Genomic DNA, 20,011 nt, shown 5'->3' on the forward strand with positions numbered 1-20,011 from the left:
GCCGCCCGCCGCACCCGGCCGCCGCCCCTGCACGCCGTCGGCGGTCCCTCCTTGCGACGATGTGCGTCCGCGCCGCCGGTGGCGCGGACGCCCGGCGGACAGGAGAGCACCCCGTGGAAGAGGCCCGCGCGCCCAGGCGCGACGACCCCGTCGACCCCGACATCGAGCCGCCCGCCCCCGGGCCCGGCCCGCAGCCGTGGCGGGGTCAGGGGCCCGTCCTCGCGGCCGTCGCGCTCGGCGGCGCGCTCGGCGCCTCGGCCCGCTACGGCGCCTCCCTCCTGTGGCCGACGGCGACCGACGCCTTCCCCTGGACGACCCTGCTGGTCAACGTGGTCGGCTGCGCCGCCATGGGCGTCCTCATGGTCGTGCTGGGCGAGCTGCGAACCGCGCACCGCCTGGTCCGCCCGTTCCTCGGCACGGGCGTCCTCGGCGGCTTCACCACGTTCTCCACCTACGCGGTGGACATCCGGCGGCTGGCCGACCTCGGCGCGGCGCGCACCGCGCTCGGCTACCTGGCCCTGACCGCGGGCGCCGCGCTCGCGGCCGTGTGGGCCGGGGCCTGGCTCGCGCGCCGCGCCGTCCCGCGGAGGCCCGCGTGAACTGGCTCCTGGTGATCGCGGGCGCCCTGGTCGGCGCGCCCCTGCGCTACGCCACGGACCGCCTGCTGCGGTCCCGGCACGACACGCTCTTCCCCTGGGGCACGTTCCTGGTGAACGTCGCGGGCTCTCTCGTCCTCGGCCTGGTCACCGGCGCGGCCGCCGCGGGCGCCGCCTCCGACCGGCTCCAGCTGCTGCTCGGCACCGGCCTGTGCGGCGCCCTGTCGACGTACTCCACCTTCTCGTACGAGACCCTGCGCCTGGCCGGGACCGGAGCCCGCCTCCTCGCCGCCGCCAACGTCGTGGGCAGCATCGCCGCGGGGCTCGGGGCGGCCTTCGCCGGGGCGGCGCTGGCCCAGGCGTTCTGGGGCTGACGCCCGCGGCTACGACGGGTCGTCCGGCACCGCCGACAGCAGGCTGTGCAGGACGGGGCCCGCCGAACCGCCCCCGGTCACGCCCTGCTCCACCACGCAGGCGACGGCGACGTTGCCGCGCCGGGCGACGAGCCAGCCGTTGTTCGGCTCGCCCTCGGAGACCTCCGCGGTGCCCGTCTTCGCGCCGATCCCGCCGGGCAGATCCGCCAGCACGTGCGCGGTCCCCTCGGTGACGGTGGCCCGCATCATCGAGCGCAGTTGCGCGACGACGGGCGCGGGCAGCGCGGTGGTCCGCGTCGTGTCCTCGCCGCCGCGCACGATCACCGGCTGGTGGAAGGTGCCGGACGCCGCCGTCGCCGTGACCGAGGCCATGATCAGCGGATTGGCCTGGACGCGGCCCTGGCCGATCATCGACGCCGCCTTCTCCGTCTCGTCCTTCGGCACCGGCACCGACCCGTCGTAGGACGGAACACCGACGTGCCACTCCTGGCCGACCCCGAAGTACTTCCGTGCCACGTCTCCGAGTTCGGAGCCGCCGAGCTTGCCGCGCAGGCTGATGAAGGCCGTGTTGCAGGACTCGGTGAAGTCCTTGCGGAAGGTCGCGCCGGGGAACTCGGAGGTCTCCACGTTGTGGAACTCCTTGCCCACCACCAGGTGTCTGGGGCAGTCCACCACGGTGTCCTGCGCCACCGACCCATTGAGCAGCAGCGCGCTGCTGGTGACGATCTTCCAGGTGGAGCCGGGGGCGTAGGTGCCGGAGACGGCGCGGTTGAAGCCGGTGGCGGGGGAGTTGGCCATGGCGAGGACCTCGCCGTTGTCGACACGCAGGGCGACGAGCGAGGCGTTCTTGCCGTCGGCGTGGGCCATCGCCCGCTCCGCCGCGGCCTGCCAGGAGGCGTCGAGCGTGGTCGCGACCGGCTTGTCGCCGCCCGCTCCTTTCCCGCCGAAGCGGGCCTCGGTCCCCTCGACGTCGCCGGTGACCCGGTCGACGAGCCGGATCGCCCCGCGCGGTCCGCCGCCGCCCGGGGCGAACTGCCCCAGCACCGCCTGCAAGGACGGATAGGAGCCGCCGGTCAGGGAGGCGCCCGCGCGGTCGGTGACCTGCGGCGCCGCCGTCTCCTCGCGTTCCAGCCGGAACTTGGCGCTCTCGCTCAGATGCGGGTGGACGAGCGACAGCTTCCAGTCGACCTTCCAGCCGCCGTTCCCCTGTTTCCGCAGCGGGAGTTGCGAGCGGTACGTCCAGGTGCCGAGCCCCGACACGGGCATCTTGGCGGTGAAGGGGACCCGGACCTCGCCGTCGCCGTCGCCGGTCCGTGCCGCTCGCGCCGCCGTCAGCCGCGGCCCGCGTATGTCGAGCCCGGAGGTGAAGTTGCGCAGCACCTCCCGCGCCGTGGCCGGGTTCGTGGTGCGCGCGGCCGCGCCGTCGAGCCGGTCACCCGCCCAGTCCGCCAGGAAGGCGCGGGCCTGCGCGGCCGCCGCCGGATCGAGGGGCTCGTCGCCGCGCGCGAAGGGGCCGGCGCCGGCGGCGTACGCGCCGCCCGCCGCGACCGCGAGCACCACGCTCACGGCGACAACGGCCTTGAGCCCGGTGCGGCGCGGCGGGCGGCGGCGGTCCGAGGGGGCCGGACCGGGTCCCGGCAGGTGCGTGGAGGAAAGGTGCGTCATGCCCCGAGCAGAGCAATCCGTCCCCGCCCCTGTCCAAGACGGATATCGATGACTGATCGATCACATTCGCATATGATTGCTGCTCGTGGACCTGATCCGGCACCTGGAGTGCTTCGTGGCTGTTGCAGAAGAGTCACACTTCGGCCGTGCCGCCGCCCGGCTCGGCATGGCCCAGCCACCCCTGTCGCAGCGCGTCCAGCGGCTGGAGCGGGAGCTGCAGGTGCGCCTCTTCGACCGCACCAGCCGGCAGGTGACGATCACCAAGGCCGGGATGCTGCTGCTCCCCGAAGCGCGCGAGCTGCTCGCCCGCGCCGAAGTGCTGCGCGCCGCGGCACGCCGCATCCGGGACGGCGAGAGCGGACTGCTGCGCGCCGCGCTGCCCCCGGACATCGCCGGCGCCACCGTCGCCGCGGTCCTGACGAGATTTCAGGAACTGAACCCGGGCGTGGAGCTGGAGCTGCACGAGCTGTCCACCACCGAGCAGCTCGCCCGCTTCACCGCCCACGAACTCGACACCGGGCTCATCCACCACCCCTGCGACGTGACCGGCCTCGAACTCGGCCCCGTCCTCCGCCGCGAGCTCGGCGTGCTGCTGCCGCGCACCGCCCCCGCGGCCGCGCTCCCCGAGGTCCCGCTCGCCGCGCTCACCGGCTCCGACCTGATCCTCTTCCCCCGCTCCGGCGCCCCCGCGCTCTACGACGACCTGCTGACCGGCTGCGCCCGCGGCGGCTACACCCCGGCCGCCGTCCGGCACGGGCAGGGGGCGAGCTTCGTACGCGGACTGGTGCTGTCGGCGGGCGCCGTCGCCCTCGGCCCGCGCGACGCGGGGCCCGGCGAGGACGACGCCGGCCTCGTCTGGCGGCCGCTGGCCGGCTCCCCGCTGGCCTGGCGGCACTCCGTCGCCTGGCCGCGCGGGCACGGCGACGGCGCCGTGCGGGCCTTCGCCGACGCGGCCACGCACGCCCTGCGGACCACCGCGGGCGCCCACCCCGACACCCCTACGCGCCCCATGCACCTGCGCCCGGCAGCGGAGTACTGGCTGTGACGATCCGTACCGACACCCCCGACCGCATCCGCGCCGCCTTCGCCGACGCCGGGGTCACCGGGCGGCTCGCCGCCCTCGACATCGACTCGGGCGACGGGCTCGGCGTCGACGCCGCCTATCCGGTCTGCACGGCGAGCGTGCACAAGCTCCCGCTCCTTGTCGCCCTGCACGCGCAGGCGGCGGCCGGGCACCTCGACCTGACCGAGCAGGTCGAGGTGGCGCAGGACGGCCGCACCCCGGGGCCCACCGGACTCGCCGCGATGCTCGACGCGGCCCGGCTCTCCCTGCGCGACCTGGCCTTCCTGATGATGACGGTCAGCGACAACGCCGCGGCCGACCTGCTCCTGGCCCGGGTCGGCCTCGACGCCGTCAACCGCACGACGGCCCGCCTCGGCCTCGACGCGACGTACGCCGTGCACACCTTCGGCGCCTCGATGACCACCATCAAGGAGGACGCGGGTCCGGCCGGGGCCCGGGCGCTGGCCGACCCGCACGTGATCGCCCGGCTCCGCGCCCTGGACCCGGCCCGTTCCAACCGCAGCACACCGCGCGACCTGACCCGGCTGCTCGCCGCGATCTGGCGCGACGAAGCCTGTACGCCCGAACACGGCGCCGCCATCAGGCGCCTGATGGGGCTTCAGGTGTGGCCGCACCGGCTGGCGTCCGGCTTCCCGTTCGACGACGTGCACGTGGCGGGCAAGACCGGGTCGCTGCCGACGCTGCGCGCGGAGACCGGGGTCGTCGAGTACCCGGACGGCGGCCGCTACGCCGTGGCCGTCTTCACCCGCACCGCGCAGACGGCGGCGGTCCTGCCCGCCGCCGACGCGGTCATCGGCACGGCGGCCCGGATCGCGGTCGACGCGCTGCGCGCCGGGTGAGCCGGGCGGCGCGGCCTCACGACCGCGTGGCGGTCCCGCACTCCGCGTCCCCGCCCGCACCGGCCGCGTCCCGCACCGGGCGGCTGCGGTCGTACGGGTCCGCGGTCGGGCCGTCCTGCCGTCCCGCCGACCCGAAGGCGGGGGTGAGGAAGCCGGTGTAGGTGCGGCAGCCGGCGTTGGTGGTGTCCAGGCTGGTGCGCACCACGGAGAAGGTGCCCGCCTCGGTGTCGATCCTCGCGGGGTCGTCCCAGCTCACCACCGTCTCGCGGCGCACGATGACACGGACCACCTCGTCACTGCCGGGCTCGGCGCGCACCACCGGGTACACGTACGTCACGTCGCTGGTCACCTCCAGCGCGCCGCGCTCACCCTCCCGGAACGTCAGCCGGCCCCGCGTCTTCACGACGTCCCCGACCAGCCGGACCCGGTCGGTGTCGAAGCGGCTGAACAACGCCAGCGGGTTCCGCGTCCTGCTCGGGGAGGCCAGCGAGGTGTCCAGGGACTCCCGCTCCTTCGGCTGGAGCGGGTTGACGAACGCGATGGCCCGGGAGGGCCGTGCGCCCCGCAGCACCTTCGGGTCGAGGCTGGACGCCACGAGGAAGTCCCGGGTCCGCTCCAGCGCCCGCGCGACCTGCGCGGTCCCCATCCAGCCGGTGGCCCGCGCCGCGGGCACGCCGATCCCGGCCACCCCGTCGGCCCAGCGCGCGGCAGGCGAGCCCCGGAACGGCTCCTGCAACGTGCCCTGGCCGGCTGCCCCGGCCGGCGGCGCGGAGGGCCGGCCCGTCTCCGTCGCGAGAGGCCCCGCGTCCGCGCCGTCGTCGCCGTCGAACCAGCCGGTCACCCGGCCCGGGTCGAGCGCCACGAACAGCAGCGCCGCGGCGGCCAGCAGCCCGACCACGTACCGCAGCCGCTTCCGCGGCGGGGCCGGCGGTGGCGCCCGCCATCCCTGCGGCGGCCCCGTCTCCTCGCGGAGCCGGCGCGTCACGATGCGGGCCCGCGCCGACGGCTCCTTGGGGGCGTCCGGCACGCCCTCCTCGGACTCCCTGAGGAACCGCTCCCACTCCTCGTCCGGCACCGACGACCCGTCCTGCACCCCACCCGAAGTCACGCTGCGCTCCTTGCCGTCCCGTGCCGTCGCGAACCACATCGACCGGCCACCCGCCCCTCCCCAGGCCGGGCACCGCCGCAGCATGATCGCACAGGCGTTCCCGCTCCTGGGCCCGGCCGGTGGGAGGCGGGGGCCGGGCCGGAGGTGGGTCAGGGGAGCGCCTGCCGGGGGCGCGCGGCCGGTCGGTCGCGGTGGGCGCCGCCGTGCGCTTTGATCAGCGGGACGGCGGCGACCGGCCCCGCGCCACGCGGAACGGCGCCGAACCGATCCGCCCCGCACACGGAAAGGCACAGGACGTGGACGAGCCGACGCCCGACCCCGCTCCGGCGGAGTCCGAGCAGCAGGCCCTGTTCGGCTGGCAGGACCTCGGCGCCCCGGCGGAGCGGGCGCACGGGACGTTCCGGGACAGCCCGCAGGCGCGGCGCATGCTCGACGTGCGCGAGGTGTACGCGGAACCGGCGGCCCTGGAGACCCCGCGCGGCCGGCAGATCATGGCGCGGCTGCCCGGCGTCCGCGTGACCGAGGTCGACAGCCACTGGCGCATCCCCGAGCTGCACGGCAACGACGGCAACATCGGCCGCTGGGTCCGCATCAAGACCGAGACGCTCGTCCTCGGGATCAAGCACACCCTCGCGACGCGCCCCAACGGCCGATCGGCCGACTGGATCGCCCCCGGCCCCTCGAACGGGTGCGCGATGGCCTGCGCCTACTGCTACGTCCCCCGCCGCAAGGGCTACGCCAACCCGATCACCCTCTTCACGAACATCGAGGCGATCGTGGCCCACATCCGGCGCCACGTACGCGCCCAGGGCCCCAAGCCCGAGCCGAACCAGTGCGACCCACAGGCCTGGGTCTACGACATCGGCGAGAACGGCGACTGCTCCGTCGACGCCCTGGTCTGCGACAACACCGCGGACCTCGTCGCCGCGTTCCGCACCCTGCCCACGGCCAAGGCCTCCTTCGCGACCAAGTTCGTCAACCCGGACCTGCTCGCCCTGGACCCGCAGGGCCGGACCCGGGTGCGCTTCTCCGTCATGCCGCCCGACGACGCCCGGCTCCTGGACATCCGCACCAGCCCGGTCCCGGACCGGATCGCCGCGGCCGCCGACTTCCTGGACGCCGGGTACGAGGTCCATTTCAACCTCTCGCCCGTCGTCCTGCGCCCCGGCTGGCAGCGGGACTGGGCCGACCTCCTCGTCCACCTCGACGACGTCCTGCCCGCGCGCGTGAAGGACCAGGCTGCGGCCGAGATCATCATGCTGACCCACAACGAAGCGCTCCACGAGGTCAATCTGGGCTGGCACCCACGCGCCGAAGACGTGCTGTGGCAGCCCGCGGCCCAGGAGACCAAACGCTCCCAGAACGGCGCCCTCAACGTCCGCTACGCCCTCCCGGTCAAACAGCAGTCCCTGGCCCGCCTCCGCCAACTCCTGGCGCGGCACGCCCCGTGGCTGCACATCCGCTACGCCTTCTGACTCCGCCCGCCCTGACGCGGACGGCGTCTTCGTCAACCGGCCACGGACACCACGTACTTGCCCCGCACACCACCCGCCTCCAGCGCGCGGTGCGCGGCAGCCACCTCGGTCAGCGGGAAGACGGTGTCCACCATCGGGCGCAGCCGGCCCGCGGCCACGTGTGCGGCCACGTCGTCGAAGAGGGCGCGGCCCGGGTCCCCGCTGAAGAACCGGACCCGGCCGCGGCCGTGACGCAGCGCGCTCACCCCGAGGTAACCCAGGGACCGGACCGGCCGCCCCAGGTCGAAGGCGATCGTGACCATCCGCCCGCCCGGCGCCAACAGGGCCCGGTAGTCGGCCAGTCGGGTGCCGACGGTGTCGACGACCACGTCGAACCGGCCCAGCTCCCGCGGCGCGACCGCGTGGTGGTCGACGGCGGTCCGGGCGCCGAGGCCGCGTACGAAGTCCAGGTTCGCGGCGCGGGCCAGACCGGTGACCTCGGCGCCCGCGGCGGCCGCGAGCTGCACCACGGCGTTCCCGACGCCGCCGGCGGCTCCCCGCACCAGCAGCCGCTCGCCCGGCCCGAGCCGGGCCTTGTCGCGCAGCGCGGTCACCGCGGTCGTCGCGACCGGCAGCGCCGCGGCCGCCACGAGGCCGACGCCGTCGGGGACCCGGCCCATCCGCTCGGGGCGTACCGCCACGTACTCCGCTCCGCTGCCGAACCCGGAGGTCCGCCCCAGCACACCCCAGACCCTGTCGCCGAGGGCAAGCCCGTGGGCGCCCCCCGCCGGGCCGAACCCGGCCACCGTGCCGGTGAAGTCGAGCCCGATCCGCTTGGGGAACGACCGGCCGCCGAGCGAGCCCAACCGGCCGGCACGGTAGGCGAGTTCACCGCCGTTGACGCTGAACGCGGCGACCTTCACCAGTACGTCGCCGGGCCCGGGGACCGGGCGCGCGACCTGCCGCACCCGCAGCACCTCGGGCCCCCCGTACCGGTCGAACAGGACCGCCCGCATCGTCCCGGCCGCTGCCTCCTCACCGCCACCCGTCCGTTCCGCCGGTTCCCTCTGGTCCCTCGCGTCCATATCGGCTGCCACCTTCGCGTCCTCGCTCCCGGCGCCGTTCCGCGCCCGTCCCAGCAGCGTAGGATCAAAAACGGAAGCCTCTGTCCGTTTCTGTCGCAGGTGAGAGACAGTGACCCCTCGTTCCTCTCGGATCCCGGACCCCGCCGCCGGTGGCCCGTCGCAGCACCGTCCCGACGGCGGCGCCGCGGCGCGCGCCGAGCCGGCCCGGCGCCGGGACGCCCGTCGCAACCGGGGCCGGCTGCTCGCCGCCGCGCGCGAGGTCTTCGCCGAGCGCGGTATCGACGCCCCGATGACGGCGGTCGCCCGGCGCGCCGGGGTGGGACCGGCCACGCTCTACCGTCACTTCCCCACCCGCACCGACCTGCTGCGCGACGCCTTCGCCGACCAGACGGCCGCCTGCCGGGCCGCGCTGACGACGGCCGTGGCCGACCCGGACCCGTGGCACGGGTTCCGCGGCCTGTTCGAGGAGTTGTGCCGGCTGCAACGGGCGGAGCGCGGTTTCCCCGCCGCCTTCCTCGCCGCGTTCCCGGCGGAAGCGAGTGCGCACGCACGCGTACGGGAGGAGGCCGAACACGACCTCGCCGGGCTCGTGCGACGGGCCAAGACCGCGGGGCTCCGGGCGGACTTCGCGCCGGCCGACCTGATCGCGGCGCTGCTCGCGCACGGCGGGCTGATCACGGCGCTGCCCGAGGACGAGCGCGCCTCGCGCCGACTGGCCGCCCACCTGCTCGACGGCTTCCGCGCCCGCCCCGGCCAGGAGAGACTCCCGCCTCCCGGCCCGCTCGACCTGCGGGTGCTGTTGTAGGGGCAGGTGCGGGCTGACCACGATCGCGGCGCTGCGCGGTATCGCGGCAGACCCGTGCCAGGCGGCCCGGGGCGCCGCGTCCGCCGCCCCGGGGTCGCGAGCGCGCCGCTCGGTCACGGTCCGGCGGGTGGTCCCTGCTCGAACAGCTCCTGCCACGCGGTGCCGGCGGCCACGGCCGTGCGCCAGCGGCGTAGTTCCCTGGGCGGCATGGCGACCGCCAGGGCGCCGGTGAGCGTGGCCCCGGTGCGGTAGGCGACGAGGAAGCGGCCCTCGGCCGGGTCGCCCTGCACCACGCGCGCCTCGTCGTGGCCGCGCAGGTGCCCGAACGCCTGGATCCTGACCCCGTGCTGCTCGGACCAGAAGTACGGGACCGGGGCGAACGGCTCGGCCCGCTCGGGACGGAGCAGGTTGCGGGCGGCGGCCATGCCCTGCTCCGCGGCGTTGGTCCGGTGCTCGACCCGCAGGGAGGTACGGAAGAGCGGGTGGTACCAGCGGGCCACGTCGCCCGCCGCGTACACCCCCGGGGCCGCGGCACTGTACTGGTCGCACACCACCCCGTCCCCGGTGTCGAGCCCGCTCCCGCCGAGCCACTCCGTGTTGGGCAGAGAACCGACGGCGACCAGCACGTCATCGGCGACCACCACCGTGCCGTCGGACAGCTGCACGCCCCGCCTCCCGGCGGCACCGGTCTCGATCCCGGTGACCTTCGTGCCGAGGCGCAGGTCCACGCCCCGGTCGCGGTGCAGCCGCGCGAGGTGGCCGCCGACCTGTTCGCCCACCGCGTGGGCGAGCGGGATCGGGGCGGGCTCGACCAGGGTCACCGCCACGCCCAGGGCGCGGGCCGAGGACGCCACCTCGCAGCCGAGGAACCCGGCGCCCACGACCACCAGCCGGCGGCCCGCCGCGAGCCGGTCGCGCAGGGTGAGCGCGTCGTCGAGGCCGCGCAGCACGTGCACACCGTCCGCCGGCGCGCACTCGGGCAGCCCTCTCGGCCGCACCCCCGTGGCGACGATCAGGCCGTCGTAGCCGACACTGGCACCGTCGGAGAGGGCGACGGCGCGGGCGGCCGTGTCGAGTCCGGTGGCGGCCGTGCCCAGCCGCAGATCCAGGTCGAGTGCGGCGAGGTCCGCGCCCGCGCGCAGGGCCGTCCGCTCCGGGGGCCACGCGCCGGCCAGGACCTGTTTGGACAACGGCGGCCGGTCGTAGGGCAGATGGGGTTCCGCGCCGACCAGGGTGAGCGTGCCGCCGAACCCCTCCCTGCGCAGGGTCTCCGCGGCCGCGAGCCCGGCGGCCGAGGCCCCCGCGACGACGATCCGGCGCAGGGGCACCCGCTCGCTCACCGATCCGCCAGGCGGATCGCCGCGGCGGGACAGACCGCGGCCGACTCCCGGACGTTCTCGTGGTGTGCGGCGTCGGGGGTGGCCGTGAGCAGTTCGACGATGCCGTCGTCGTCCTGGTCGAAGACCTCGGGGGCCAGCAGGACGCACTGGCCCGACGCGACGCACTTGGGCCGGTCGACTTCCACGTGCATGGTGCTCCTCGATTCGGGGCGCGGGGGTGGTGGGGGAGCGGGATCGGTCACCAGGTGACGGGGAGTTCGTAGACGCCGTAGACGAACCCGTCGTGCTTGAACTCGAGTTCGTCGATGCCGGCGGCCGCCGCGAGGGTGGGGACGCGCTTGTAGAGGGTGTTGTAGACGACCTGGAGTTCCACGCGGGCGAGGGGCTGTCCCAGGCACTGGTGGACGCCGAACCCGAAGGCGACGTGGCGGCGCGCGTCCCGGCGCAGGTCGAGGGCGTCGGGGTCGCCGGGGAAGGCGGCCGGGTCGCGGTTGGCGACCTCGCCGCCGAAGATGATGCCCTCACCGGCGCGGATGACCTCACCGTCGATCTCGATGTCCTCCAGCGCCACGCGCCGGCGCCCGGAGTGCGTGATGTTCAGGTAGCGCAGCAGCTCCTCGACGGCCCCGGCGACCACCTTGGGGTCCTCGCTCTCGCGGAGCAGGGTCAGCTGGTCGGGGTGGGAGAGCAGGGCGAGGGTGCCGAGCGCGATCATGTTCGCGGTCGTCTCGTGGCCCGCGGCCAGCAGCAGGACGCCCATCTGCGCGGCCTCGCGGCGCGTCATCTCCCCCGCGGCCACCTGCTTGGTCGCGAGCACGGACAACAGGTCGTCGGCGGGTCGCCGCTGCTTCTCCGCGAGCAGCGCGTCGAGGTAGTCGGTGAGCGTGGCCGACGCCTGCGCCACCTCCTGCGGCGCCGAGTCGCGGCGCACGATGACCTTCGTGCTCCGCTGGAAGAGGTCGTGGTCCGCGTACGGCACGCCGAGCAGTTCGCAGATGACCAGGCTCGGGACCGGCAGGGCGAACGCCTGTACCAGGTCGGTCGGGTTGGGGCCCGCGAGCATCTCGTCGATCAGGCCGTCGACGATCTGCTGCACCCGGGGCCGCAGCGCCTCCATCCTCTTCACCGCGAACGGGCCGGTCACCATGCGGCGCAGGCGTGCGTGGTCCGGATCGTCCATGTTGATGAACGTGCGGCGGCCGAGGCCGCTGGCCTTCTGGCCGGCCGAGCGGTGCGGAAAGCCGGGGCGCTCCGGCTCGGCGCTGACCCGGGGGTCGCCCAGCAGGGTGCGCATCAGATCGTGGCGGGCCACGAACCAGGGCGTGCTGCCGTCCCAGATCCGCACCCGGGTCAGGGGGCGGCCGGTCAGCTCCCGCAGGGCCGGGGGCGGGTCGAAGGGGCAGCCGGCCGCCCGGGGGCTGGGGTGCTGCACAAGTACGTCCGCCGGAACCGTGGATGTGTCGGCCATGGTGTACCTCCGTGGGGAAGGAGCTGCGGCGGCACCTTCCTAACGCCGTTAGGTGCCCTGGGCAACGATGCACGGTGCGGCGGCACTTGTCATCGGCGCTATTCGGCCAGGACCAGGTCGACCAGGTCCGCCGCGCGGTCCCGCAGCGCCGCCCGGTCGACGGCGAACGGCAGCGCCACCGCCATCGCCACCATCCCGTGCAGGGAGAACCAGAGCAGGTCCACCCGGCGCTCGCGCTCCGGCCCGGCCGCATGTGCCGGGCGGTACGCGGACACGGCCTCGTCCCACACCGCGCGCACCTGCCACAGCGGATGGGCCGTCACCTCGTCCCGGGGCACCTCGATGCGCTCGATGCCGAACATGAGCCGGTAGACCCGCGGGTTGTCCAGCGCGAACCGGCAGTAGCGCCGCGCCACCGCGTGCACGGCCGCGCGCGGTTCACCGCACTGTGCCCGCGCCTCGCGCAACTCGGCGGCGAGCCTGCCGTAGGCGCGGCGCGTGAGCGTGTCGACCAGCTCGGCCCGGTTCCTGAAGTGCAGGTAGACGCTGGGGGCGGCGATCCCGACCTCCCGCGCCACGGCCCGCAGCGACAACTCGCCCTCCCGCCCGGACTCCGCCAGCATCCGCGCGGCCGCCCGCAGGATCTCCTCCTTCAACGCCTCGCCCTCACCCAGCTGGCTCTGCGCCCGACGTCTGAACGGCTCGCCCATCTGTGGCCCCTTCCCCTCCCGTGGTTCCGCTTCGCGCCAAGTGTGGCCGGAAGGCGGTCGGGTGCCGAGGGTGGCGGGCCTGCCCCGACCGGGCCGCTCTGCGGCGGCGTACAGGACTGAACCCGTGACCTAATGTTGAACGCGTTCAAAAAAGGCGTAGGCTGCTGCCGTGAATGACAGAGCCGCCCAGCTCAAGGGCGTTCGTGTGTGGCTGGTCCTCTTCGTCGTGTGCCTCGTCCTCAGCGGGGTCACGGCCTTTCCGCTCGTCCATGAACTGCGCTGGGCAGACGAGCTGTTGACCCGGCTGCCGGTGGGCGAGCACATGCCCGCGCTGATGGACTGGCTGGAACGCGTCCGCGCCGGACTCGAGGAGGCCGACACGGACTATCCGTTCCTGCTCTACGGCACTGACTGGCTGGCCTTCGCCCACCTGGTCATCGCCGTCGCGTTCTACGGGCCCTTCCGCGACCCGGTACGCAACATCTGGGTGGTCGAGTTCGGGATGATCGCTTGCGCCGGGATCATCCCACTGGCCCTGGTCTGCGGGCCGGTCCGGGGAATTCCCTTCTGGTGGTCGGTGATCGACATGTCCTTCGGGATCTTCGGGGTGATCCCGCTGTACGTGGTGCGGCGAAAGATCAAACGGCTCGCGGCGCTGACCTGAGACGGGCGGGGAGCACAGAGCGCTGGTCGCCGGTGAAGTAGTTGCCGTGCGCCAGCCCCGGGCGGCGCGGTGACGGCGGACCGCTCCTCCAGGATGTGGAAGAGCACGCCTCCCACCATCCACGCGGCGCCGGTCACCACCGGACAGAACGCGAGGAAGAAGAGCAGCACGTCAAGGAAGCTCACGGCGCTCCTCCCGGTGTCGCAGCGCGATGCCGACGAGCAGCGCGAGACCGAAGCCGCACCAGGAGATCCCCTCGGCGAGCGGGATACGCCGCACGATGAAGCTGTGCCCGAGCAGAACGACCGCGAGGACGCCGGCGGCGACCCAGACCAGCGCGCCGAGCACGAACGCGGCGACCCTACGGTTGCGCGAGGCAGGGTGGGCGGGCTCGAAAGCGACGGCGTGGTGCCGTTGCTTGGCGTTCATGGACGCATCCCTATTCACGCGACTCGCGCCTGATGTGGCCATCACCCATGCTCCGAATTGTCCGCAATGCACTTCAGAAGATGGCCCGCTCTCCTCCTGCGGGTCGGCCCTATTGCGGTGCTTGCTGCTGCGGGACTGTGGGCGGCCATGTGCTGACAGCACGCGGCATCAGGTGACACAGTGGGGCGGTGCGCCCCAGCCCCACGACTCCTTCACAGGCGGCGGTCCTCGCCGCAGAGGTGACAGGGCTTCTCGGCGTCCTGCGCGGCAGGGCCCAGCGATCGGCGCCGCCAGGACCCATATCCGTCTCGCAGCTGCGGGCCCTGGTCGCGATCGGACGGCTCGAAGGCGGCAACCTGCGCGCGCTCGGTGACGCACTCGGTTCGAGTCCGCCCGCCACGAGCCGGCTGTGCGACCGCTTGGAGGCGGCCGGGCTGGTGGAGCGCCGTTCAAGTGTGGCGAGCCGCCGGGAGGTGGAGCTGCACCTGAGCCGGCAGGGGCGGGCGCTCCTCGACGAGGTCCGTACCCAGGAGGCGGAAGAACTGCGACCCGTGCTGGACGCGATGGCTCCGGAGGCGCTCGGGCAACTCGCCGCGGGACTGGCCGCGTTCCGGGACGCGGCGGCAGCGGTGGTGGACGGGGCACCCGGGGACGCGGGGGGCGACACGGCCGACGAGGAGCCGTTGCGCATCGTACGCCCGGCCTGACTGTCGTGCGGTGGCCGTCAGTTCCGGCGTGGGCCGCAGTTGTGGGTGCCGGCCGGTTCCCAGGGGTCGGCGGCCGGAGGAGCGGCCTCTGCGCCGTCGTCCTCGGGCGCGCGGGGCTCCGGCACACGGGATCGGTGTGGTGGCTGCGCGCGGCGCGCGGCGCCGGGGGGATCCAGGGCGAGCACGCCGTCCACGCCGAGAAGGACCAGGAGCCGCCGGACGGGCCGGGACGGCGCGGCGACGCGCAGCCGCTCCCCGAGGCTCAGCCGGGCTTGCAGCAGCGCGTTGACGAGAGTGGTGTCGGCGAAGGCCACCGCCGACAGATCCACGCACACCCGGCCATGGAACCGTGCGGCGGCGGCCAGCGCCAGGCGCAGGGGTTCCGCCGATTCGAGATCCACCTCACCGGACACGGCCAGGGTCAGCGCCTGTGGCGAGCTGTGGGCGATGAGACGTATGCGCTGATCGGTGTCTCGCGAGTCCACAGCCGGCCCCTCGTCGGTGGCGGCCACCCCCGGCCCGCCGGTGCGGAATGCGCCGACAGCCTCGGTCCGTGGTGCGGCGTGGCCACTCTAGAGCGAACAGTTGCCATACGGCAACATTTAACGTCGGTCAAGGTTCGGGTGCACCGCGACCGCGCTGCTATCGGTCGGAGCCGCCGGGTGCCGTCACCGGGCGGCTGGTGTGGAGCGGGGGCCGTACCAGTCCAGACACAGGACCGTGGCGTCGTCCTCGACCTGGCCGCCGCAGGCGTCGGCGACGGCGGCGACCAAGGCGCGCACGGCTTCGCGGGGGTGTTCGGCGCCGGTGTCGCGGATGATGCCGGGCAGGTCGACACAGCCGGCCTGGCGGTCTTGCATGCCGTCGGTGTAGAGCACCAGGCGGTCGCCGGGGCGCAGGTCGATGTCCTGGACCTTGTACGGCCCTTGTCCGCTGACGCCGAAGGGGAGGTTGATGTGCGGCCGGATCTGCTCGACCGTCCCCTGGCGCAGCCGCAGCGGCCACAGATGGCCCGCGTTGACCAGCTGGGCGCCGGTTCCGTCCAGGGCGATGCGCAGGAGCTGGCCGGTGGCGAAGGTGCGGCGGCCGTGGTCGAGGAGGGCCTGATGGGTCTGGCGGGCCTGTTCGGCCAGATCGGCGCCGGCGCGGCGGGCGCCCCGGGAGGCGTTGACCACGAGGGTGGCGATGAGGGAAGCGGCCACGTCATGGCCCATGGCGTCGGTGATCGACAGGTGCAGGGTGTCTTCCTCCAGGCTGTAGTCGTAGGTGTCACCGGCGATGTCGGAGGCCGGGACCAGCGCTCCGGCGAGGGCGAACTCCACCGCCTCGCACGAGGGAGCGGAGGGCAGAAGCTGACGCTGGATCTCCGCGGCCAGCGAGACCTCGGCCGTGCGGTTGCCCCAGTGGTACAGGTCGGTGAAGCGGCGGTCGGTGACGATGATGTACGCGAGCGCGTGCGCGGCCTCCTCGACCTGCTCCAGCACATCCTGGGTGACATGAGCGAGGTAGAGCTCCAGGACGCCGATGGTGTCACCCCGGTTGGTGACGGGCGCGAGCACCCGCTGCCCTCGGACGCCCTCCGGCGCCACCACCAGCTTCTGGGATCGCAGGACCTCGTCGTAGACACTGCCGTCCCGCAGCACCTGGTCGGCGCCGCGCTCCTGCCGGGTGGTCTTCTCCTCGTTGACCCGCAGCAGCCGCCGGCCCACGACGTCGACGAACAGGAACGACACCGAACGCGCACCGAACCGCTCGCGCAGATTGTGCGCCACGACGTCCAGGGAACGCACGGGCGCGGCCTCCTCCGCCGCAGCCAGTACCTCGGCCAGTCCGATCCGGTCACGATGCACGACAACCTCCTTAAGGTTGTGCGCCTACTTCCCCGAATGCCCCGGCTTTCACAGGACCGCCACCCGCGCCGGGCTCGTCCGTGACCGTGACCGGCCGTCCCCGGGCGCGGAAACGGCCATGGCCGACGCCGCCGTCCAATCCGTCGAGTACGTGCTCTGGCCGGCTGGCGCGCACCGGAACAGATCGCCGGAAAATGGACTTTCCCGAGGCGGGGGAGTGCGAGGGGGGTTCGGGGGTAGCGGGGCGGGGTGAGTGTGCTTCGGAAGTGAGGCGCGGGATGGATCGGGCTGATGACGGCAGGGCTCAGCAGCCCCTGGAGGATGTTCTGCTGTTGGTGTCGGTGGCGATCGAGGGCAGTGAGGGGATCGCCGGGACGCGTGCTGCGGCGCGTTCGTTCCTGACGGATCTGCGTGTGGTGCACGGGCTGCCGGTGTCCGAGCGGGCGGTGGGCCTGGTGCAGCTGGTGGTCAGCGAGCTGGTGACCAACGCCTGCAAGTACGCGCCGGGCCCGTGCCTGCTGACCATGGAGGCCGAGCGGGGCACGGTGGAGGTGTCGGTGTGGGACAGCGACCCGACGCTTCCGGTGGCCCGCGACCACGACCCGGGCCGGGTGGGTCAGCATGGTCTGGAGATCGTCATGGCGGTCTGCCAGGACTTCGGGGTGCACCGCGAGGCGGTGGGCAAACGCGTCACCGCGACGATCGAGCTGGCCGACGCTCCCGGCGGGGCCCCACTCGGTGGCCAGGGCGGCTGACAAGCCGGGCCTGCCCGGCCGGGACCGTGCCGGTCCCGGCCGACCGGACCGGCGGAGCCGGTCGGCGGGCGAGGGGCTTCAGGCCGTCGGGCCGCTGGCCAGGACCTGCTGGGCGACGTCGCGGAGTTTGATGTTGTGGTGCTGGGAGATGCGGCGCAGCACGTTGAAGGCGTCGTCCTCGCTCAACCTGTGGCGTTCGCGCAGGATGCCCATGGCCTCACCGATGGCGTGCCGGGTCTTCTTGGCGTCCTCGAGCTGATCGATGATCCGGGCATTGGCCAGGGCGACCGCCGCGTGTGAGGCCAGGAGCCAGCCTGCGGTCTCGATGTCCTTGTCGAAGGCGCCGGGACGGTGCGCGTACAGGTTCAGCGCGCCGAAATCACCGTCGTCGGTGTACAGGAGGACGCCGGTGACGCTGCCGACGCCCAGGTCGCGGGCGCGGGCCGCGTAGCGTTCCCAGGCGGGCTGGGGCTGGGTGAGGTCCGCGATCCGGTACAGGCGTTCCCCGTCCGTGCGGCGGGCGAGATCGAAGCAGGGGCCCTCGCCCAGCTCGCCCTGGAGGCGGTCGGACTCGGCCGCCATGGTCCCGCAGGCGGCCAGGGTGACGGCCTTGCCCTTACGCACGGTGAGGATGCCGGCCGCGTCGCAGCCCTCCACCAGCTCCACCGCGGACGCCGCGATGTGGTCCAGCGTCGACTGGGCCGAGTCCTGGGCCAGCAGATCCCGCGCCAGCAGCGCCATCTGCTCGGCGTACTCACGCCACTCCACCAGTACTCCCCATCGCGGTCACCGAACCTCCACCATCGTCCGCGAGAACGTACCGCATCACCGCACCCCGCCGGAGCTGCGGGGCGGAATCAGGGCTTGCCGGCGGCGGAGGGTTCAGTAGTCCCCGGGGGAGCCGGGGGCTGCCATGAGGGTGGCGGCGCCGGGTGCAGCGGGAGTGCGCGCGCGTACTTTCTGCAGGTGGAGGTGGCGGCCGAGGCGGATGACGGGCCGGACGAGCAGTTCGATGCTGCCGGCCAGGAAACACCAGGTGCCGGGGACCGCCCATGCCTCGGAGAAGAACATGACGCTGCCCACGATGAACCAGCCGGCGATCAGGATGTCGTTGCTGATGCTCGCCGCCTCGTAGCGGCGGCGGATGACGAGCTCCTCGCTGCCGACGTGCAGCACCAAGGGGCGGTTTCGGTTCCCGGACTCGCTCATGCTGCCTCCGTTCCCCCGATGCATCGGTTGTTGCATCCGTGGCTCAGGCCCCTCCGTCGATCCGGCTGCCGGCCCGATCAGGCACCCCCACGGGTCCGGACGTCGCCACCGCCCAATCCGGTCGGGCGGCCGCTACGGATTACCTGCATCAGAGCCCAAGCGCGGCTCGCCGGCAGCGACGCCGGTGCGCCGCTTCGAAAGGGATGTTCGCAGTGATCGCACAGCGCACGGCCCGACTCACCGCACTTCTCGCCCTGCCCGCCGCCCTCACACTCGGCGCGGCCACGCCCTCCCTCGCCCACAGCGGGTCGTCCGGGGGTGACGAGAAGGCCGGGGCGGCCTACCAGATCGACCTGAGCGAGCTGAACCACTCCGGTGCCCACGGCACCGCGATGCTCAGCGTCGACGGCACTCGACTGACGGTCAAGATCGAGGCCCACGGTCTCGTCCCCGGCCAGCCACACGCACAGCACATCCACGGAGACACCACCGGGAAGGACTTCCACTGCCCGGACGCGAGCGCGGACAAGAACGGTGACGGCATCATCACCACCGCCGAGGGGATCCCGTCCTACGGCAACATCCACATCTCCCTGACCACCAAGGGCGACACGTCGATGAAGAGCGGCCTCGCCGTGGACCGGATGCCCGTCGCGGACAAGGCCGGCAACCTGTCCTACACCCGCACGATCGCCGTGTCGCAGGCCACCGCCGACCACGTCAAGGACCTGCACATCGTCCAGCACGGCATCGACCCCAACCACAACGGCACGTACGACTTCGGCAAGGGCAAGAGCGAACTCGACCCCAAGCTCCCGCAGGAGGCCACCGCGCCCACCGACTGCGGCATGGTCAAGGGAGCCGCCGTCGGTTCGATGCCGTCCGGTGGAGTCGAGACCGGTTCCGGCAGCACGAACGGCGTCGAGTCACCCGCGCTGCTCGCCTCCGGCGGAGCAGCCCTGCTGGCCGCGGGACTCCTCTACGCCGGCCGGCGGAAGCCGCGTCCGACCGACACCCACCAGGACGACTGACCACCGCGACCGGCCGACAGGAGTGAAGCAGATGGACGGCAGGGAGCAGCACAGGCGAACCGCGTTCTTCGTCGGACTGTCCGTCCTGGTCATCATCGGCGGGCTGTTGCTGGGCGCGGGCATCGCACGGCAACAGCCCGCGCCGCCCAGGGCGGCCGACAAACCCGGCCCCGCGGCCGTCGCACCCCGGACACCCGGTGCGGCGGCGACCGCCGAAGCGGCCACCCCACGGGGCGAACGCCCGTCACCGTCCGCCCTGCCGCCCTCCGAACCCGTACGCGTCACCATCCCCGCGCTGAAGGTCTCCTCTTCCCTCGAAAAACTCGGACTGGACCGGCACGCGGCCATGGCCACACCCCGCGACCCGGCGAAGGCCGGCTGGTACACGCCCGGCCCGACCCCCGGAGCGAAGGGCCCGGCCGTCATCGCGGGCCACGTGACCTGGAACGCGGTGCCCGCGGTCTTCTTCCGGCTCTCCGAACTCGACCCCGGCGACCAGGTCCGGGTGGCACGCCGCGACGGACGCACCGCCGTGTTCACGGTGGACCGGGTGGCGGTCTACGCCAAGGACCGCTTCCCGACCGTCGAGGTGTACCGCAACATCGACGGAGCGGGGCTGCGGCTGATCACGTGCGGCGGTACGTACTCGAAGAAGGATCACCATTACGCCGACAACGTCGTGGTGTACGCGTCCTTGACCGGCAGCCGCGGATGACACAGGCGGTTGTCCCGGCGGGGCGAGTGAGCAGCTCCCCGATCCGGGCCAGCCGGTTGTAGAGGGTCTGGCGGTTCAGGTGCAGCTCCCGCGCCGTCTCCGCCTTGCGGCCGGCGTGCGCCA

At 73.7% G+C, this 20,011-nt stretch carries 23 protein-coding genes and 1 pseudogene; 11 read left to right on the forward strand and 13 right to left on the reverse strand.

Going from position 1 to position 20,011, the window contains the following annotated elements; translation table 11 throughout:
* Positions 1 to 161: 161 nt before the first annotated feature.
* Positions 162 to 599, forward strand: coding sequence for a fluoride efflux transporter CrcB (gene crcB, locus ABZY33_RS20910; RefSeq protein WP_356493128.1), 438 nt, complete (start codon positions 162 to 164; stop codon positions 597 to 599).
* The gene (locus tag ABZY33_RS20915; protein ID WP_356493108.1) at positions 596 to 970 is read left to right on the forward strand and encodes a CrcB family protein; all 375 of its coding nucleotides are present in this window, start codon (positions 596 to 598) and stop codon (positions 968 to 970) included. Before crcB ends, ABZY33_RS20915 begins: the two co-directional genes overlap by 4 nt.
* A gap of 9 nt (positions 971 to 979) precedes the next feature.
* Here ABZY33_RS20915 and ABZY33_RS20920 read toward each other — a convergent pair whose 3' ends face one another.
* Positions 980 to 2,635 (reverse strand): penicillin-binding transpeptidase domain-containing protein, encoded by a 1,656-nt coding sequence (locus ABZY33_RS20920; protein WP_356493109.1) that lies wholly within the window; start codon positions 2,633 to 2,635, stop codon positions 980 to 982.
* Positions 2,636 to 2,720: 85 nt separating this feature from the next.
* Here ABZY33_RS20920 and ABZY33_RS20925 point away from each other — a divergent pair, with 85 nt between their 5' ends.
* Together ABZY33_RS20925 and ABZY33_RS20930 are read left to right on the forward strand one after the other, a co-directional pair.
* Positions 2,721 to 3,680, forward strand: a complete 960-nt coding sequence (locus ABZY33_RS20925) for a LysR substrate-binding domain-containing protein (RefSeq protein WP_356493110.1) — start codon at positions 2,721 to 2,723, stop codon at positions 3,678 to 3,680.
* Between the two features lie 2 nt (positions 3,681 to 3,682).
* Entirely contained in the window at positions 3,683 to 4,558 is an 876-nt protein-coding gene (locus tag ABZY33_RS20930) for a serine hydrolase (protein WP_356493129.1), read from the forward strand.
* A 16-nt stretch (positions 4,559 to 4,574) separates the two neighbouring features.
* Here ABZY33_RS20930 and ABZY33_RS20935 read toward each other — a convergent pair whose 3' ends face one another.
* A complete protein-coding gene (locus ABZY33_RS20935) occupies positions 4,575 to 5,666 on the reverse strand; it encodes a hypothetical protein (RefSeq protein ID WP_356493111.1) in 1,092 nt (363 codons plus the stop codon).
* Positions 5,667 to 5,962: 296 nt separating this feature from the next.
* Here ABZY33_RS20935 and ABZY33_RS20940 point away from each other — a divergent pair, with 296 nt between their 5' ends.
* Positions 5,963 to 7,141, forward strand: a complete 1,179-nt coding sequence (locus ABZY33_RS20940; protein WP_356493112.1) for a spore photoproduct lyase family protein — start codon at positions 5,963 to 5,965, stop codon at positions 7,139 to 7,141.
* A 32-nt stretch (positions 7,142 to 7,173) separates the two neighbouring features.
* Here the strand turns inward: ABZY33_RS20940 and ABZY33_RS20945 are convergent, their stop codons facing one another.
* The gene (locus ABZY33_RS20945; RefSeq protein ID WP_356493130.1) at positions 7,174 to 8,136 is read right to left on the reverse strand and encodes an NADP-dependent oxidoreductase; all 963 of its coding nucleotides are present in this window, start codon (positions 8,134 to 8,136) and stop codon (positions 7,174 to 7,176) included.
* Positions 8,137 to 8,443: 307 nt separating this feature from the next.
* Between ABZY33_RS20945 and ABZY33_RS20950 the strand changes: the two genes are divergently transcribed.
* Positions 8,444 to 9,010 carry a helix-turn-helix domain-containing protein gene (locus tag ABZY33_RS20950; protein WP_356493131.1) on the forward strand — a complete coding sequence of 189 codons (567 nt, stop codon included), beginning with the start codon at positions 8,444 to 8,446 and terminating at the stop codon, positions 9,008 to 9,010.
* A gap of 113 nt (positions 9,011 to 9,123) precedes the next feature.
* On the opposite strand, the gene ABZY33_RS20955 is transcribed toward ABZY33_RS20950, so the two are convergent.
* The 4 genes from ABZY33_RS20955 to ABZY33_RS20970 form a co-directional block, all read right to left on the reverse strand.
* On the reverse strand, positions 9,124 to 10,332 hold the full coding sequence (locus ABZY33_RS20955; RefSeq protein WP_356493132.1) for an FAD-dependent oxidoreductase: 1,209 nt from the start codon (positions 10,330 to 10,332) through the stop codon (positions 9,124 to 9,126).
* A gap of 14 nt (positions 10,333 to 10,346) precedes the next feature.
* Positions 10,347 to 10,541, reverse strand: coding sequence for a ferredoxin (locus ABZY33_RS20960; protein WP_356493113.1), 195 nt, complete (start codon positions 10,539 to 10,541; stop codon positions 10,347 to 10,349).
* A 47-nt stretch (positions 10,542 to 10,588) separates the two neighbouring features.
* Entirely contained in the window at positions 10,589 to 11,818 is a 1,230-nt protein-coding gene (locus ABZY33_RS20965) for a cytochrome P450 (protein ID WP_356493114.1), read from the reverse strand.
* Positions 11,819 to 11,916: 98 nt separating this feature from the next.
* Positions 11,917 to 12,528 carry a TetR/AcrR family transcriptional regulator gene (locus ABZY33_RS20970; protein ID WP_356493115.1) on the reverse strand — a complete coding sequence of 204 codons (612 nt, stop codon included), beginning with the start codon at positions 12,526 to 12,528 and terminating at the stop codon, positions 11,917 to 11,919.
* Positions 12,529 to 12,697: 169 nt separating this feature from the next.
* On the opposite strand from ABZY33_RS20970, the gene ABZY33_RS20975 reads away from it, so the two are divergent.
* Positions 12,698 to 13,192 carry a hypothetical protein gene (locus ABZY33_RS20975; protein WP_356493116.1) on the forward strand — a complete coding sequence of 165 codons (495 nt, stop codon included), beginning with the start codon at positions 12,698 to 12,700 and terminating at the stop codon, positions 13,190 to 13,192.
* Between the two features lie 171 nt (positions 13,193 to 13,363).
* Here the strand turns inward: ABZY33_RS20975 and ABZY33_RS20980 are convergent, their stop codons facing one another.
* Positions 13,364 to 13,621, reverse strand: coding sequence for a hypothetical protein (locus tag ABZY33_RS20980; RefSeq protein ID WP_356493117.1), 258 nt, complete (start codon positions 13,619 to 13,621; stop codon positions 13,364 to 13,366).
* A 188-nt stretch (positions 13,622 to 13,809) separates the two neighbouring features.
* Here ABZY33_RS20980 and ABZY33_RS20985 point away from each other — a divergent pair, with 188 nt between their 5' ends.
* On the forward strand, positions 13,810 to 14,328 hold the full coding sequence (locus ABZY33_RS20985) for a MarR family transcriptional regulator (RefSeq protein ID WP_356493118.1): 519 nt from the start codon (positions 13,810 to 13,812) through the stop codon (positions 14,326 to 14,328).
* Between the two features lie 17 nt (positions 14,329 to 14,345).
* Here ABZY33_RS20985 and ABZY33_RS20990 read toward each other — a convergent pair whose 3' ends face one another.
* Entirely contained in the window at positions 14,346 to 14,813 is a 468-nt protein-coding gene (locus ABZY33_RS20990) for an STAS domain-containing protein (protein WP_356493119.1), read from the reverse strand.
* Positions 14,814 to 14,996: 183 nt separating this feature from the next.
* Complete coding sequence (locus tag ABZY33_RS20995; RefSeq protein WP_356493120.1) at positions 14,997 to 16,178, reverse strand: SpoIIE family protein phosphatase; 1,182 nt, start codon at positions 16,176 to 16,178, stop codon at positions 14,997 to 14,999.
* 278 nt (positions 16,179 to 16,456) lie between these two features.
* Here ABZY33_RS20995 and ABZY33_RS21000 point away from each other — a divergent pair, with 278 nt between their 5' ends.
* Positions 16,457 to 16,933 carry an ATP-binding protein gene (locus tag ABZY33_RS21000; RefSeq protein WP_356493121.1) on the forward strand — a complete coding sequence of 159 codons (477 nt, stop codon included), beginning with the start codon at positions 16,457 to 16,459 and terminating at the stop codon, positions 16,931 to 16,933.
* A gap of 78 nt (positions 16,934 to 17,011) precedes the next feature.
* Here ABZY33_RS21000 and ABZY33_RS21005 read toward each other — a convergent pair whose 3' ends face one another.
* Positions 17,012 to 17,701, reverse strand: a complete 690-nt coding sequence (locus ABZY33_RS21005; protein ID WP_356493122.1) for a GAF and ANTAR domain-containing protein — start codon at positions 17,699 to 17,701, stop codon at positions 17,012 to 17,014.
* Between the two features lie 114 nt (positions 17,702 to 17,815).
* Positions 17,816 to 18,142, reverse strand: coding sequence for a YrhK family protein (locus tag ABZY33_RS21010; protein WP_356493123.1), 327 nt, complete (start codon positions 18,140 to 18,142; stop codon positions 17,816 to 17,818).
* A 212-nt stretch (positions 18,143 to 18,354) separates the two neighbouring features.
* Between ABZY33_RS21010 and ABZY33_RS21015 the strand changes: the two genes are divergently transcribed.
* Together ABZY33_RS21015 and ABZY33_RS21020 are read left to right on the forward strand one after the other, a co-directional pair.
* On the forward strand, positions 18,355 to 19,173 hold the full coding sequence (locus tag ABZY33_RS21015; protein WP_356493124.1) for a hypothetical protein: 819 nt from the start codon (positions 18,355 to 18,357) through the stop codon (positions 19,171 to 19,173).
* A 31-nt stretch (positions 19,174 to 19,204) separates the two neighbouring features.
* Positions 19,205 to 19,888 carry a class F sortase gene (locus tag ABZY33_RS21020; protein WP_356493125.1) on the forward strand — a complete coding sequence of 228 codons (684 nt, stop codon included), beginning with the start codon at positions 19,205 to 19,207 and terminating at the stop codon, positions 19,886 to 19,888.
* A 28-nt stretch (positions 19,889 to 19,916) separates the two neighbouring features.
* Here the strand turns inward: ABZY33_RS21020 and ABZY33_RS21025 are convergent.
* A pseudogene (locus tag ABZY33_RS21025) lies at positions 19,917 to 20,011 on the reverse strand (helix-turn-helix domain-containing protein); the annotation flags it as partial.

This window comes from Streptomyces sp. NPDC006552, assembly GCF_040611655.1.
Taxonomy (GTDB): Bacteria; Actinomycetota; Actinomycetes; order Streptomycetales; family Streptomycetaceae; genus Streptomyces.

What these genes read in the sequence shown, in the direction of transcription:
- ABZY33_RS20920 (WP_356493109.1), bottom strand. Translation starts at nt 2,635, where the DNA reads ATGACGCACCTTTCCTCCACGCACCTGCCGGGACCCGGTCCGGCCCCC.
- ABZY33_RS20945 (WP_356493130.1), bottom strand. Translation starts at nt 8,136, where the DNA reads ATGCGGGCGGTCCTGTTCGACCGGTACGGGGGGCCCGAGGTGCTGCGG.
- ABZY33_RS20960 (WP_356493113.1), bottom strand. Translation starts at nt 10,541, where the DNA reads ATGCACGTGGAAGTCGACCGGCCCAAGTGCGTCGCGTCGGGCCAGTGC.
- ABZY33_RS20965 (WP_356493114.1), bottom strand. Translation starts at nt 11,818, where the DNA reads ATGGCCGACACATCCACGGTTCCGGCGGACGTACTTGTGCAGCACCCC.
- ABZY33_RS20970 (WP_356493115.1), bottom strand. Translation starts at nt 12,528, where the DNA reads ATGGGCGAGCCGTTCAGACGTCGGGCGCAGAGCCAGCTGGGTGAGGGC.
- ABZY33_RS20980 (WP_356493117.1), bottom strand. Translation starts at nt 13,621, where the DNA reads ATGAACGCCAAGCAACGGCACCACGCCGTCGCTTTCGAGCCCGCCCAC.
- ABZY33_RS21000 (WP_356493121.1), top strand. Translation starts at nt 16,457, where the DNA reads ATGGATCGGGCTGATGACGGCAGGGCTCAGCAGCCCCTGGAGGATGTT.
- ABZY33_RS21010 (WP_356493123.1), bottom strand. Translation starts at nt 18,142, where the DNA reads ATGAGCGAGTCCGGGAACCGAAACCGCCCCTTGGTGCTGCACGTCGGC.
- ABZY33_RS21020 (WP_356493125.1), top strand. Translation starts at nt 19,205, where the DNA reads ATGGACGGCAGGGAGCAGCACAGGCGAACCGCGTTCTTCGTCGGACTG.